Source organism: Halomonas sp. OfavH-34-E (genome assembly GCF_024124525.1).
Classification (GTDB): domain Bacteria; phylum Pseudomonadota; class Gammaproteobacteria; order Pseudomonadales; family Halomonadaceae; genus Halomonas; species Halomonas litopenaei.
Genome location: NZ_JAMXRY010000078.1, coordinates 1 through 13,311, shown reverse-complemented (window position 1 = coordinate 13,311; position 13,311 = coordinate 1). Strand labels below are relative to the sequence as shown.

Below are 13,311 nucleotides of genomic sequence, written 5' to 3'. Positions count from 1 at the left end.
AAGAGCCCCGGCCTTGGGCAGCTTCGCTATGGCCTGATCGCCCTGGGCGACAGCTCCTACGGAGAAACCTTCTGCGGCGCCGGGCGCCGCCTGGACCAGCTGCTAGAGGAACAGGGCGCAACACGCCACCTCAGCGCCGTCCACATGGAACGGCGGACCGTCGTCGCCGCTCCGACTCAGACTGACCAGCAGCCCCCGCGCGCCAGGCGGTATCAGCTGGGCCAGGTGAAAGGCGTAGCGCTGGCGGGTGGCCTCGGGCAAGGCGATCAGGGCGGCGCGATCATAGAAGGCGCCGATCTCCGAGGCCTGGGCGATATGGAAGTGGAAGAAGTCACCGCACCATAGCTCGATACTGCCCTGACGCAGAATCGCGAAACCGTCCTGCTGGTAGCGCGACACCTCCCCTCGGCCATCTTCCACAAACTGTTCGAGCGCGCGCTCCGACAGCTCGATGCCGAGCACCGGATGTTGATGCTCGGCCAGCCAGCGCATATCCAGGCTCTTGCCGCACAGCGGCACCAGTACCTTGGTCCCGGGAACCGCCCCCAGCATCGGCCAGTGGCGGATCAGTGCAGGATGAACGCTATCGCGATGAAAGCCGATGCGCCCCTCTTCCCAGCGTTTCAACCAGTGTTCGTGCATCGAATTCTCTGTCCCGGGTGCTAGAACCAGCGGTCGCGCTTGCGCCGACGCCGCGGCAGGTGCGGCACGATCAGGCCGACGATCAGGCCCGCCCCGGCGACGCCCCCGCCGTACATGAAGTAGCGCATCAGCAGGTCTTCCTTGCGGGTCTCCAGGCGAGCCTCGAGGTCCTTGTTGGTCTCGCTGATATCGCTGAAGGCGCTCTCCAGCTCATGATTGCGTGCTTCCAGTTCGGCGATGCGGCTCTCGCGCACCTCGAGGGTCTCGGTCATGGTCCGAGTGCGCTCTTCCCAGCTTTCGTTGATGCCGTCGAGCTCCTCGGTGAGTTCTTCCACCCTTGCCTCGAGCTTGGGCAGCTGGTCGCTGGCGCTGGGGGTCTGTTGCAGTTCGCTGCTGGGGACCCAGACCACGTCTCCGCTGTCGCTTCGGACCTGGGAATAGTCGCCGGAGGTGTCCAGCAGGGTCACCGGCTGGCCGGCGGTCAAGGTGCCGACGATGCGGTAGCCGTCGGTGGGGCCACTGCGCACATAGGTGGTGAGTTCGTCCGACACCCACCGTGAGGTGCCCTCGTCCTGAGCCATCGCCGGCAGGGCGGCGCCGGTCAGGGCGAGGCCCAGGGTCACTGTCTTGAGAAATTGCGTTTTCATGCCGTCTTTCCTGGCTAATCTGGGCTCGGTTGCGACTCGAGTGACGCTGCGCCGGCTTCCTGCCAAGCCGCAACGTGCGATGAGACCAAGGAGGGTGACAAACGTTCCACAGCTCCTGTGGACAAGTGTCGGGAAAACCGCTGGACATCGCTGTCCTGCGGGCGAGACACCTGGGGTTGGCACAAAATGGTCATAAAATAGCCAGCCCGCGTTCCCATCCGCCCGCAAGACTATCACATTGGCTCACCGGGATACCCCGGCCGGTGGACCAAGATCCACCGGGATCTCCGCGCGCCCTGCCCTGGTCCCTGGCCGGTACATCGGCAAACTGGCCCCACCCGGGCCGGGTGCGTATAATGCGCCACCATGCGCCACGGTCGTTCGACCGCCAGTCTCGCGCCCATTCACCACCACTCACGTGACCAGGCACCCCTGGTGCCCATCGGGCCGGGAGCCCGACATATTGCTATGACGAAGAAACTCTTCATCAAGACCCACGGCTGCCAGATGAACGAGTACGACTCTGCCCGCATGGCGGATCTGCTCGGCGACTCCCATCAGATGGAACTGACCGACAACGAACAGGACGCGGACGTGATCCTGCTCAACACCTGTTCGATTCGGGAAAAGGCCCAGGAGAAGGTGTTCCACCAGCTCGGTCGCTGGAAGAAGCTCAAGCAGTCCAACCCCGATCTGGTGATCGGCGTCGGCGGCTGCGTGGCCAGTCAGGAAGGCGAGGCCATTCGCAAGCGCGCCCCCCACGTCGACATGGTGTTCGGTCCCCAGACCCTGCACCGGGTGCCGAGCATGCTCGACGCCAGCCGTGACAACCAGATCTCGGTGGTGGACGTCACCTTCCCCGAGATCGAGAAGTTCGATCACCTGCCCAAGCCCAGCTCCGACGGCGCCAGCGCCTTCGTCTCGGTGATGGAAGGCTGCTCCAAGTACTGCACCTTCTGCGTGGTGCCCTACACCCGTGGCGAGGAAGTCTCGCGGCCGTTCGAGGCGGTCATGGACGAGGTCTTCCACCTGGCCGACCAGGGCGTTCGCGAGATCAACCTGCTGGGCCAGAACGTCAACGCCTACCGCGGGCTCAACGACGACGGCGACGAAATCGATCTGGCCGAACTGATCGCCTGCGTGGCGGCGGTGGACGGCATCGACCGTATCCGCTTCACCACCTCGCACCCGGTGGAGTTCAGCGACAGCCTGATCGAGGCCTACGCCGAGATTCCGGAGCTGGTCAGCCACCTTCACCTGCCGGTGCAGGCCGGTTCCGACCGCATCCTGGCGGCGATGAAGCGCGGTCACACGGTCGAAGAGTACGTCGACAAGATGGAGCGCATCCGCGCCCTGCGCCCGGACATCAGCTTCTCCTCGGACTTCATCATCGGCTTCCCGGGCGAGACCGAGGAGGACTTCGAGGCGACCATGGACCTGATCCATCGCATCGGCTTCGACGTGTCCTTCAGTTTCGTCTACTCCGCTCGCCCGGGCACCCCGGCGGCGGCGCTTGACGACGAGACCCCGGAAGAGATCAAGAAGCAGCGTCTGGCGATCCTGCAGGAGCGCATCAACCAGCAGGCGATGCAGATCAGTCGGCGCATGGTGGGCACTACCCAGCGCGTGCTGGTCAGCGGCTTCTCGCCCCGCGACCCGGGCCAGCTGTCCGGACGCACCGAGAACAACCGGGTGGTCAACTTCCGCGCGGCCAATCCCACCGAGCTGATCGGCTACTTCGTCGACGTCGAGATCACCGAGGCCCTGCCCAACTCGCTGCGTGGCGAACTGGCTTCCGGCGAGCGCTACTGAGGCTCGCCCTGCTCCGGGACGGGCGGCTTGGCCGTTTCACCATGACGATCGCCAATGCACAGGACCCGGAGCATTGCCCTGGCCCACGCCGGGGCAGTAAGCTGAACCTTCAAAGCCACCCAAACACGGATTCTTCACGCCTTGAGCCAGCCATCGACCCAGGCCAACCGCATCATCACGCTCAACCTCGAACCCAACGAGCCCCGCCGTCTTGCCAACCTGTGTGGCCAGCGCGACGAGCATCTGAAGCTGATCGAAAGCCGGCTCGGCGTCACCCTGCGCAACCGCGGCAACATGTTCCAGCTGGCCGGCCCCGGCGCTCGCGTCAAGGCGGCCGCGAACCTGGTGGAACACCTCTATCGTGAGGCCGAGGCCACCGAGCTGACCCCGGACACCGTGCACCTGTTCCTGCAGGAAGCCGGCATCGAGGCCCTCGACGAGGACGCCGAAGAAGACGCCGGCGAGGGCGAGGTGCTGATTCGTACCCCGCGCACCCTGATCAAGCCGCGCGGCCTCAATCAGCAGGGCTACGTCACCAGCATCCGCAACCACGACATCAACTTCGGCATCGGCCCCGCCGGCACCGGCAAGACCTACCTGGCGGTGGCGGCTGCGGTGGAAGCGCTCAACCAACAGCAGGTGCGACGCATCCTGCTGGTGCGCCCGGCGGTGGAAGCCGGCGAGAAGCTCGGCTTCCTGCCCGGTGACCTTGCCCAGAAGATCGATCCCTACCTGCGCCCACTGTATGACGCCCTGTACGAGATGATCGGCTTCGAGCAAGTCGCCAAGCTGATCGAGCGCCAGGTGATCGAGATCGCGCCGCTGGCCTACATGCGCGGGCGCACCCTGAACAATGCCTTCATCATTCTCGACGAGAGCCAGAACACCACTCGCGAGCAGATGAAGATGTTCCTGACCCGCATCGGCTTCGGTTCCACCGCGGTGATCACCGGCGACGTGACCCAGGTCGACCTGCCCAAGGGCCAGAGCTCCGGCCTGATCCAGGTGCTCGATGTGCTCAAGGACACCGCCGGTATCGGGGTGACCCACTTCGCCGCCAAGGACGTGGTTCGCCACCCGCTGGTGCAGCGTATCATCGAGGCCTACGACCTGTTCGAGGCCAACCAGGAAGCCGAGGAGCGCGCCCGCCGCGAGGCGCGTGCCGAAGAGCGTCGGCTGGAGCGTGCCGAGCGTCTACAGTCCATGAACGGTGACGGAGACGCCCACCGATGAGCGCCTGCGTGGACCGTCAGGTGGCCAGCGAGGCCAGCGACCTGCCAGAGGCCGATGACCTCGAGCGCTGGGTCGACGCCGTGCTGGCCCACTACCCCGAACGGGCGGAGTCGGAACTCACGATTCGCCTGGTCGACGCCGACGAGAGCCAGACCCTCAACCGTGACTACCGTGGCAAGGATGCCCCGACCAATGTCCTGTCATTCCCCTTCGAGGCCCCGCCAGGCCTCGAGCTTCCGCTGCTTGGCGATCTGGTGATCTGCCATCCGGTGGTCGTGCGCGAAGCACGCGAGCAGGACAAGTCGCTGATCGATCACTACGCTCATATGGTTGTCCACGGCACCTTGCATTTGCTGGGCCATGACCATATCGAGGATGAGGAGGCCGACCTCATGGAAGGCCTCGAGCGCAGTATCCTTGCCGGCCTGGGCATTGACGACCCTTACGCCCCGCCGGCCCCATCTCCGGATCCCGGTAGCGAGGACGAGAGAGCCGACGCATGAGCGAAGACCGATCGAGTAGCCAGGCCCCCAACAAATCCTGGTTCGACAAACTCTTCAGTGCCCTGTCCAGCGACAGTGACGAACCCAGCTCGCGAGAAGAGTTGCGCGAATTCCTGCGCCAGGCGGGCAGCCGCCTGAAGCTTGAGCAGGATGCCATGACCATCATCGAAGGCGCCCTGAACATCAGCGACCAGCAGGTCAGGGAGGTGCTGATCCCGCGCTCCCAGGTCACCGCCCTGGAGCTCGATCAGCCGCTGGAGGACTACCTGCCGATCATTCTCGAGACCGGTCACTCGCGCTACCCGGTGATCGGCGAGAACCTCGACGAGGTCAAGGGCATCCTGCTGGTGAAGGACCTGCTGCCGTTGCTGCAGGGGTCCAGCGACGACCGCCCCTTCCAGCTTGAAGAAGTCCTGCGCCCTGCCATGTTCGTGCCGGAGTCCAAGCGCCTCAACAGCCTGTTGAAGGAGTTCCGTGACACCCACAGCCATATGGCGGTGGTGGTGGACGAGTACGGCGGCACCGCCGGGATCGTCACCATCGAGGACATCCTCGAGGAGATCGTCGGCGACATCGAAGACGAGCACGACACCGACGAGGAAGAGGACATCCGCCAGCTGGGCGATGATCGCTACGCGGTGCGTGCCCTGACCCCCATCGAGGACTTCAACGAGCGCTTCGGCACGCGCTTCTCCGACGACGAGTTCGATACCCTGGGAGGACTGGTGATGCAGCGTTTCGGCCACCTGCCGGCGCGCGGCGAACATACTCTGATCGGGGGCTGGCGCTTCACCGTGCTCAACGCCGACAATCGGCGTATCCGGCTGCTCGAGGTAGAACCCGAAAGCCGTACCGACGACTGAACCCGTGCGTCCCCGTCCGGGGACGCCTTGCCTTTCTCGCCCACACCAAGGATGGACCCCATGCTCGAGCGAGTGCTCGGCGGCAGGGCCGGCTACCTTGCCGCCCTGATTGCCGGAGGGCTGACGACCCTCGCCGCCGCCCCCTTTTCCTGGTGGTGGCTGGCCCCGCTGGCCGCCGCCCTGGTCTATGCCGGCCTTTACCGTCAGAGCGCACGCCAGGCGCTGTTGCGCGGCTGGTGTTACGGCCTTGGACTGTTCGGAAGCGGCGCCTCCTGGGTCTACGTATCGATCCACGACTATGGCTACACCAGCGCACCGCTGGCGTTCTTCCTGACCGCCCTGTTCGTGGCCAGCATGGCGCTGTTCGTCGCCTTGCCGATGGGGCTGTTCCGGCGCCTGATGCCGGCCCGCCCCACCGCGCTGGCGGGCGGGCTCGGCTTCGTCGGCTTCTGGGTACTGATGGAGTGGATCAGGACCTGGCTGTTCACCGGCTTTCCCTGGCTGCTGCTCGGCAGCACCCAGGTCGACTCACCGCTGTCGGCGCTGGCGCCCCTGGGTGGCGTCTACCTGCTGTCGCTGGTGGTGGCGGCCAGCGGCGTGCTGCTGACGGAGCTCGCGCGGCCACGACCGCTGGCCGCCCTGCCGCTGGTGGCCCTGTGGGGTCTGCCCTGGCTGCTGCCGAACCAGTGGACCTCGCCCACCGGTGATCCGCTGAACGTGGCCCTGTTGCAGGGCAACCTGCCCCAGGAGATCAAGTGGCTGCCAGAAGGCCAGCGCCAGGCGGTCAATACCTATCTGGGCATGACCGGTGACCTGGAGGCGACCGTCCCGGTGGAGCCGGACATCGTTATCTGGCCCGAGGCGGCCCTGCCGATGTTCGAGGACCAGGCCGAGCCGATCATGGCCCGCGCCCAGGCGGCGCTGGCCCCCGAGACGGCGCTGCTGACCGGCATCCTTCAGCGCGACGCCGACGGGCGTTTCTTCAACGCCGTGAGCGCCTACGGCAACGCCAGTGGCGCCTATCGCAAGGCCCACCTGGTGCCCTTCGGCGAGTACCTGCCACTGGAAAGCCTGCTCAGGGGCGCCATCGCCTTCTTCGACCTGCCGATGCCTGCCATGACGCCAGGACCGGATACGCAGCCGCCGATGACCGCCGCCGGTCACACCCTCGGCAACGCCATCTGCTACGAGATCATCTACGCCGACCTGGTGGCCGAGCGTGCCCGTGATTCGGAACTGCTGCTCACCGTCTCCAACGACAGCTGGTTTGGCGATTCGATCGGCCCCCACCAGCACCTGGAAATGGCCCGGCTGCGCGCCCTGGAAAACGGCCGCTACGTGATGCGTGCCACCAGCAATGGCATCACCGCCATCATCGACGATCAGGGACGCCTGCTCGACCAGCTGCCCCAGTTCGAGACGGCTCGCCTGGACGGTCAGGTGCAGCCGATGCAGGGGCTGACGCCCTTCACCCGCACCGGTAGCTGGCCCACCTGGCTCGTCGCCGGGCTGATGCTGCTGGCGGGCGCACTGTGGCGCCGGCGGGGCTAAGCCAACGCAAGCCGACGCAAGCCAACGACCGTCGACGCCGCTCTGGCCGCGAACGACATTCACCACAAACGACAACGCCGCGAGGGCTCAGGCCCTCGCGGCGTTGTTGTGTTGCAACCGTGTTGCCACCATGTTGCAACAGTGCGGATCAGTGTACGAGCGTCAGGCGGGTACCAAGGGCCAGATGCGTTCCTCGGATACCCTCCTGCCTGTCACGCTGACGAACGTTACTCGGCGGCCTCGTCGTCCTCCGCCTCGCCCAGCACTTCAGGGATGCTGGTCTTGACGAAACGCCCCGGCGCGGGCTCCAGCAGCGGCAGCTCACCGCCACCAGGCTCGCGGGCATCGACCATCTTGTCGGCGTCCACGTAGCCACCCTTGACCATCCACTCCTGCCAGTGGGGCCACCAGGAGCCTTCATTGGCCTTGGCCCCGGCCAGCCACTCTTCGTGGTTGTCGGGTAGCTCGTCGTTGGTCCAGTAGCCGTACTTGTTCTTGTGCGGCGGATTGACCACACCGGCGATATGGCCGGAGCCCCCCAGCACGAAGGTCACCGGGCCCTTGGGCAACAGCGCGCCGTAGTAGCTGCTGTTCCACTTGGCGATATGGTCTTCCTTGGTGGCGATGAAGTAGCTCGGCGTCGACACCTTGCGCAGGTCGATCTTGACACCGTCGAGCTCGACACCGCCTGGCTCGACCAGCTGGTTCTCCTGATACAGGTGACGCAGGTACCAGCCGTGGGTACCCGCTGGCAGGTTGGTGCCGTCGGTATTCCAGTACAGCAGGTCGAAGGCCGCAGGATCCTCGCCCTTCAGGTAGTTGTTGACGTAGAACGACCAGAACAGGTCGTTCTCCCGCAGCAGGTTGAACGAGTAGGCCATGACGCGGCCATCCAGGTAACCATCCTGCTCGAGCTTGGCTTCGATGCCCTGAAGTACCGGTTCGCTCAGGAAGACGCCGATCTCGCCGGGGTCACGGAAGTCCTGCAGGGTCGCCATGTAGGTCACCGACTTGGCCTTGCGCCCGCGCCGGGTGCTGGTCAGGTAGGCCATGGTCGAGGCCGTCAGGGTGCCGCCGATGCAGTAGGACAGGAAGTTGGCCGACTTCTCGCCGGTGGCCTGCTCGATGCCGTCCAGCGCCGCGATTGGACCAAGCTGCATATAGTCCGCCCAGGTCAGATCGCGCTGCTCCGGGCCGGGGTTGCGCCAGGAGATCAGGAACACGGTGTGGCCCTGGTCCACCAGCCACTTCACCAGCGAGTTTTCCGGGCGCAGGTCGAGCACGTAAAACTTGTTGATCCAGGGTGGCACGATCAACAGCGGCGTCTTGAACACCTTCTCGGTGGTAGGCGCGTACTGGATCAGCTGGATCAGCTCGTTTTCCATCACCACCGCGCCTTGTGACACCGCGATGTTTTCACCGACCTCGAAGGCGCTGCGATCGGTCATGGTGACGTTGAGACCCTCGGCCGAGTTGGCCAGGTCCTCGCGCAGACGCGACAGACCGTCGACCAGGTTCTGGCCCCGGGTCTCGAGGGTCTTGCGCATGACTTCGGGATTGGTGGAGACGAAGTTGGTCGGCGACATGGCGTTGACCATCTGACGCGCGTAGAAGGACAGATTGCGCTTCTCGCCGGGGCTCAGATCGTCGAGCTTGTCCACCAGAGTCTCGACGGTGTTCGAGAACAGCAGATACTGCTGCATGATGGCGTTGTAGCCAGGATCGCTGGTCCAGGCCTCGTCCTTGAAGCGGCGATCGCCGCGGGACGGCGTCACCAAGGGCTCGAAGGCACCGCCGCTGGCCGCCGCCATGGCCTGTTGCCACAGCGCCATCTGATCCTGCATCAGCTTGGCCTGGGTCTCCCATAGCAGAGTGGGATTGCGCATCAGCGATTCGGCACCGGCCTGGAAGCTGTTGCGAATGTCCTCCATCACCGAATCCGCTGCGTCATTGGGCACCATGCGCGAAAGGAAATCTTCCATCAACGCCTGGTACTCGGCACCCAGCACCGATAGCTGGTTGCCCCATTCCTCCGGGTTGTCCGCCGCCTGATCACCTGCCGCCATTGCGTTCTCCTCTGGCCTGCCCTGCAAAAAAGGGTGGACCACCGTCGGCCTCGCGGCGTCGCAGCTATCCACCCTCGTTTCGTCATCGTTGTTGGGGGGCGAGTCGGCCGCCGCTGTCTATACCGTCGTGCGGCAGGCGCTTCACGCCAATGCCTGCACTCGCCTGCGGCCGCTCACTCGTTGGCACGTCCAACAGTACTCTTGTCTCAGGTGCGCCTGCCTCAGACCCGCTTGGCTCAGGTGCGCTTGCGGCTGGAGGTCGCCTTGGCGGTTCCGCCGGTCGACTTGCTGGCGCTGCTGGTCTGAGACGAGGCCTGGGAGGCAGCCTGTGAAGTCGCCTGGCTGGCCTGCTGGGTGGCCTTTTCGGCTGCCTCGGTGACCTGCTGGGTGGCCTTCTCGACCGCCTCGGTCGCCTGGTCGCGGGCCTGGGTCGCCTGATCGGCAAGCTGCTGGCCGGACTCGGCAAACAGCGACTCCAGTTCGCTCTTGAACTCGAGGCTCATTTCGCTCATGGCGCGGGCATCTTCGAGCATCTGCGCCGACAGTTCGTTGAGCATCTCGGCCTGACGGGTAGAGAAGTCGCGCAGCCCCTCGGCGTCGTTGATCGCGGTGGCTTCACGCATGCGCTCGGTACCCATCTGGCTGTAGCGCTTCATCGACTCCATCTGGTACTGGGACATCTTCTGCATGTTGTCCAGCATCAGGGAGTTGAGTTTGCGCATCGGCTCGAAGAACTGACGAGTCTGCTCGTTGAAGTTGTCGAACATCTTGTCTTGCATGACCGAACCTCCTGGAATCGTGTCGATGGTGTCTGTCCACTCGGCAATCCGCTGCCACTGTCCGCCATGGCGCCTCCGTCCAGGAAGCATGCTGAGGACAGCGTTGTTGCAGCGCAACAAACTCAGTCTGGCACACCCTCGGTGACAACGCCATGACAGGCGTCGCCTCCTGCGCGATTGTGCATCAAGACGCCCCGCACCCTCGCCATCGGCGAATCTGCCCTCCCCGTCATACCCGTGGCCGCTTTCCTGCGGGCCCCTGGCGGGCACTTGACGAGCACCTGGCTAGCTCTTGCCGCCCTTGGCGCTGCGCGAGCTGGCCTTGGCCGCCCCACTGGACCGCGGCGCCGTGGAGCTTGACGCCTCCTCGGCCTTGTCATCCTTGGCAGAAGAACCCTTGGCGCTCTGGGCGGCCTGGGTCAGCATATCCATCATCATCTTCTGATAGTTGCCGAAACTGGCAAGCCCCTGGGACAGTCCCTGCTGCAGCGCCGGCTGTTGCAGGAACGGCTGCATCAGGCTCATCGGATCGTAGCCTTCGACACCGGACTCCATCTGCCGATGAATGCGATCGAGCAGGTCCTGCTGGAAGGCCTCGATATTGGGAAGCCCCAATGCCTGGCGTAACTCTTCCGGGGTCAGATCGAATTCGACGTTGATCTTCATGCTGGCCTCGTGATCCTTGTATGGCGGTGTGTGGCGCCGGTAGCCCGCGCTATCGGGCGCAAAGATGCCTGCATCCTGCACCTTCCCTGCCACAGTTACTTGAGTGTAGCAGTCCTGTCATGCTCTGCGATTCAGCGTAGCCGTGGTGTGCTGACTCGCACATCACTGTTCTGTGCGCGATGACGCAGCAGGTGGTCCATCAGGGTCAGCGCCATCATCGCTTCGGCGATGGGCGTGGCACGAATCCCCACGCAGGGATCGTGGCGTCCCTTGGTCACCACCTCCACCGGGTTGCCGTACACGTCGATGGAGCGCCCAGGAATGGTGATGCTGGAGGTCGGCTTGAGCGCCAGGTGAGCGATCAGCGTCTGGCCGCTGGAGATGCCTCCCAGTACGCCACCGGCATGATTCGACAGAAAACCCTCCGGGGTCATCTCGTCACGGTGCTGGCTGCCACGCTGGGCCACGCTGGCAAAGCCGTCACCGATCTCGACGCCCTTGACCGCGTTGATGCTCATCAGGCCGTGGGCCAGTTCGGCATCGAGGCGGTCGAACACCGGCTCGCCAAGCCCGGGCGGCAGCCCTTCGGCGGTGACGGTGATCTTCGCCCCCACCGAGTCCTGGTCACGGCGAAGCTGGTCCATGTAGGCCTCGAGTTCCGGCACCCGTTCGGGGTCGGGACAGAAGAAGGGGTTGTCGTTGACCGCTTCCCAGTCACGAAACTCGATGGCCAGCTCGCCCAGCTGACTCATGTAGCCACGCACCACGATGCCCTGGCTCGCCAGGTACTTCTTGGCGATGGCCCCGGCGGCCACCCGCATGGCGGTCTCGCGGGCACTGGAACGTCCGCCACCGCGATAGTCGCGCTCGCCGTACTTGTGGTGATAGGTGTAGTCGGCGTGGGCCGGCCGGAAATGGTCCTTGATCTTCGAATAGTCCTTGGAGCGCTGGTCGGTGTTCTCGATCAACAGGCCAATCGAGGTACCGGTGGTGCGCCCCTCGAACACGCCCGACAGGATCTTCACCTGATCAGGCTCACGACGCTGGGTGGTATGGCGCGACGTGCCTGGACGGCGACGATCCAGGTCGGCCTGCAGATCGGCCTCGCTGAGCTCGATGCCAGGCGGGCAGCCATCGACGATGGCGCCGAGCGCAAGCCCGTGACTCTCGCCAAAGGTGGTGACGGTAAACAGCTTGCCGAAGGTATTGCCGGACATGGGCGCTCCTCTATTGTTGTGCAAAGGACGCCGCATGGGCGTCGAGTTCTTCGGCGGTGAGGGCAAACACGCCCTGACCGCCGCGCTCGAATTCGAGCCACAGGAAGGGAACCTCGGGGAAGGCCGCTTCCAGATGATGATCGGAGTTGCCGACCTCGACGATCAGCACGCCGTGGTCGCTGAGGTGCGCTCTTGCCTCGCGCAGGATACGTCTGACGATATCCAGGCCATCGCTGCCCGCCCCCAGCGCCAGAGCCGGCTCATGACGGAACTCCTCCGGCATGGTGGTCAGGTCGCGGATATCGACGTAGGGCGGGTTGGACACGATCAAGTCGTAGCGCTGACCTTCCAGGCCATCGAAGACGTCGCTGTGCACCGCGCGCACGCGCCGGCCTACGTCGTGGCGATTGATGTTCTCACGGGCCACCGCCAGGGCGTCCTGGCTGATATCGGACAGGTCCACCTCGACGGTAGGCAGATACTCGGCGCAGGCGATGCCGATACAGCCCGAGCCGGTGCACAGGTCGAGGATGCGCCGAGGCGGCTCCTCGGGGAACCAGGCCTGAAAGCCCGACTCGATCAACTCGGCAATCGGCGAGCGCGGAATCAACACCCGCTCGTCCACACTGAACACAAGCCCGGCGAAGAAGGCCTCGCCGAGCAGGTAGGGCAAGGGCCGCCTGTCGCTGATCCTGGCGCGCACCAGACCGACGATGCGCTCGCGTTCCATCGGCAGCAGCCGCGCGTCCAGCACGCCGGGGTCCACGTTCCAGGGCAGATGCAAGGCGCCAAGCACCAGTGCCACCGCCTCGTCCCAGGCGCTGTCTGTGCCGTGGCTGTAGGTCAGCCCCGCCAGGTGAAACTCGCTGGTTGCCCAGCGCAGACAGTCGCGCAGGGTGAACAGGCCGTCGGCCAATTCAGCGTCGGGGAGCGCCAGCGTCGAAGACCTGGAAGTGGACGGAGAGGAGGAAGAGTCGGCCAAGAGGGCATCCTGTCGATCGGGTTCAAGAAGAGGCGTGCGCCAGGATCGCATGGACAATCACCGCCTTCGACGACCTTCACGCGAAGGTCCCTTCCGTTCCAGGGGCGAAGGCAGATGCAAGATCCTGGATAGCGATATAGATAGAGATCGAGATAGCGATATAGATGGCTATCTGACTCGCAAGGCATTGTATCCGTGCCGGCGGTTCACTGCCACGGCCACCACGGTATACTGGGCCTCCCTTTTACCGGACCCGAGGACCCCATGAGCCAGCGCCAGCCACCGCCCGACGACGAGATCAGCGCGTTTCGCCAGGCCCTGGAGCAGGCAGGTGTCCGTCGTATCCGCCA

At 64.8% G+C, this 13,311-nt stretch carries 12 protein-coding genes and 1 pseudogene; 6 read left to right on the top strand and 7 right to left on the bottom strand.

Features of this window, described 5'->3' with window-relative positions; translation table 11 throughout:
* Positions 1–126 (top strand): annotated as a pseudogene (locus NH448_RS22115) (flavodoxin domain-containing protein); the annotation flags it as partial.
* On the opposite strand, the gene NH448_RS22110 reads toward NH448_RS22115, so the two are convergent.
* Together NH448_RS22110 and NH448_RS22105 are read right to left on the bottom strand one after the other, a co-directional pair.
* Positions 103–642, bottom strand: coding sequence for a thiopurine S-methyltransferase (locus NH448_RS22110; RefSeq protein ID WP_253029478.1), 540 nt, complete (start codon positions 640–642; stop codon positions 103–105). The pseudogene NH448_RS22115 and the gene NH448_RS22110 sit on opposite strands and share 24 nt — an antisense overlap.
* 20 nt (positions 643–662) lie before the next feature.
* Positions 663–1,289, bottom strand: a complete 627-nt coding sequence (locus tag NH448_RS22105) for a TIGR04211 family SH3 domain-containing protein (protein WP_045991786.1) — start codon at positions 1,287–1,289, stop codon at positions 663–665.
* 468 nt (positions 1,290–1,757) lie between these two features.
* Between NH448_RS22105 and miaB the strand changes: the two genes are divergently transcribed.
* The 5 genes from miaB (at position 1,758) to lnt (ending at position 7,251) form a co-directional block, all read left to right on the top strand.
* Positions 1,758–3,101 carry a tRNA (N6-isopentenyl adenosine(37)-C2)-methylthiotransferase MiaB gene (gene miaB, locus NH448_RS22100; RefSeq protein WP_045991787.1) on the top strand — a complete coding sequence of 448 codons (1,344 nt, stop codon included), beginning with the start codon at positions 1,758–1,760 and terminating at the stop codon, positions 3,099–3,101.
* A 141-nt stretch (positions 3,102–3,242) separates the two neighbouring features.
* Entirely contained in the window at positions 3,243–4,334 is a 1,092-nt protein-coding gene (locus NH448_RS22095) for a PhoH family protein (RefSeq protein ID WP_045991788.1), read from the top strand.
* On the top strand, positions 4,331–4,837 hold the full coding sequence (ybeY, locus tag NH448_RS22090) for an rRNA maturation RNase YbeY (RefSeq protein WP_108449786.1): 507 nt from the start codon (positions 4,331–4,333) through the stop codon (positions 4,835–4,837). The genes NH448_RS22095 and ybeY overlap by 4 nt, the downstream gene beginning before the upstream one ends.
* Positions 4,834–5,700, top strand: a complete 867-nt coding sequence (locus NH448_RS22085) for a transporter associated domain-containing protein (RefSeq protein WP_045991790.1) — start codon at positions 4,834–4,836, stop codon at positions 5,698–5,700. The genes ybeY and NH448_RS22085 overlap by 4 nt, the downstream gene beginning before the upstream one ends.
* A 60-nt stretch (positions 5,701–5,760) precedes the next feature.
* On the top strand, positions 5,761–7,251 hold the full coding sequence (gene lnt / locus NH448_RS22080; RefSeq protein WP_045991791.1) for an apolipoprotein N-acyltransferase: 1,491 nt from the start codon (positions 5,761–5,763) through the stop codon (positions 7,249–7,251).
* 227 nt (positions 7,252–7,478) lie between these two features.
* Here the strand turns inward: lnt and phaC are convergent, their stop codons facing one another.
* From phaC to prmB, 5 genes are all read right to left on the bottom strand, one after another.
* Positions 7,479–9,317, bottom strand: a complete 1,839-nt coding sequence (phaC, locus tag NH448_RS22075) for a class I poly(R)-hydroxyalkanoic acid synthase (protein ID WP_045991792.1) — start codon at positions 9,315–9,317, stop codon at positions 7,479–7,481.
* A gap of 236 nt (positions 9,318–9,553) precedes the next feature.
* Positions 9,554–10,096, bottom strand: coding sequence for a phasin family protein (locus NH448_RS22070; protein WP_045991793.1), 543 nt, complete (start codon positions 10,094–10,096; stop codon positions 9,554–9,556).
* Positions 10,097–10,381: 285 nt separating this feature from the next.
* Positions 10,382–10,762, bottom strand: coding sequence for a hypothetical protein (locus NH448_RS22065; RefSeq protein WP_045991794.1), 381 nt, complete (start codon positions 10,760–10,762; stop codon positions 10,382–10,384).
* A 131-nt stretch (positions 10,763–10,893) separates the two neighbouring features.
* The gene (aroC, locus tag NH448_RS22060; protein ID WP_045991795.1) at positions 10,894–11,979 is read right to left on the bottom strand and encodes a chorismate synthase; all 1,086 of its coding nucleotides are present in this window, start codon (positions 11,977–11,979) and stop codon (positions 10,894–10,896) included.
* Positions 11,980–11,989: 10 nt separating this feature from the next.
* Positions 11,990–12,961, bottom strand: a complete 972-nt coding sequence (gene prmB, locus NH448_RS22055; RefSeq protein WP_231498478.1) for a 50S ribosomal protein L3 N(5)-glutamine methyltransferase — start codon at positions 12,959–12,961, stop codon at positions 11,990–11,992.
* Between the last annotated feature and the right edge of the window lie 350 nt (positions 12,962–13,311).

Coding starts and splice junctions, on each gene's coding strand:
- ybeY (WP_108449786.1), top strand. CDS start 4,331: ATGAGCGCCTGCGTGGACCGTCAGGTGGCCAGCGAGGCCAGCGACCTG.
- aroC (WP_045991795.1), bottom strand. CDS start 11,979: ATGTCCGGCAATACCTTCGGCAAGCTGTTTACCGTCACCACCTTTGGC.
- NH448_RS22110 (WP_253029478.1), bottom strand. CDS start 642: ATGCACGAACACTGGTTGAAACGCTGGGAAGAGGGGCGCATCGGCTTT.
- NH448_RS22105 (WP_045991786.1), bottom strand. CDS start 1,289: ATGAAAACGCAATTTCTCAAGACAGTGACCCTGGGCCTCGCCCTGACC.
- miaB (WP_045991787.1), top strand. CDS start 1,758: ATGACGAAGAAACTCTTCATCAAGACCCACGGCTGCCAGATGAACGAG.
- NH448_RS22085 (WP_045991790.1), top strand. CDS start 4,834: ATGAGCGAAGACCGATCGAGTAGCCAGGCCCCCAACAAATCCTGGTTC.
- lnt (WP_045991791.1), top strand. CDS start 5,761: ATGCTCGAGCGAGTGCTCGGCGGCAGGGCCGGCTACCTTGCCGCCCTG.
- phaC (WP_045991792.1), bottom strand. CDS start 9,317: ATGGCGGCAGGTGATCAGGCGGCGGACAACCCGGAGGAATGGGGCAAC.
- NH448_RS22070 (WP_045991793.1), bottom strand. CDS start 10,096: ATGCAAGACAAGATGTTCGACAACTTCAACGAGCAGACTCGTCAGTTC.
- NH448_RS22065 (WP_045991794.1), bottom strand. CDS start 10,762: ATGAAGATCAACGTCGAATTCGATCTGACCCCGGAAGAGTTACGCCAG.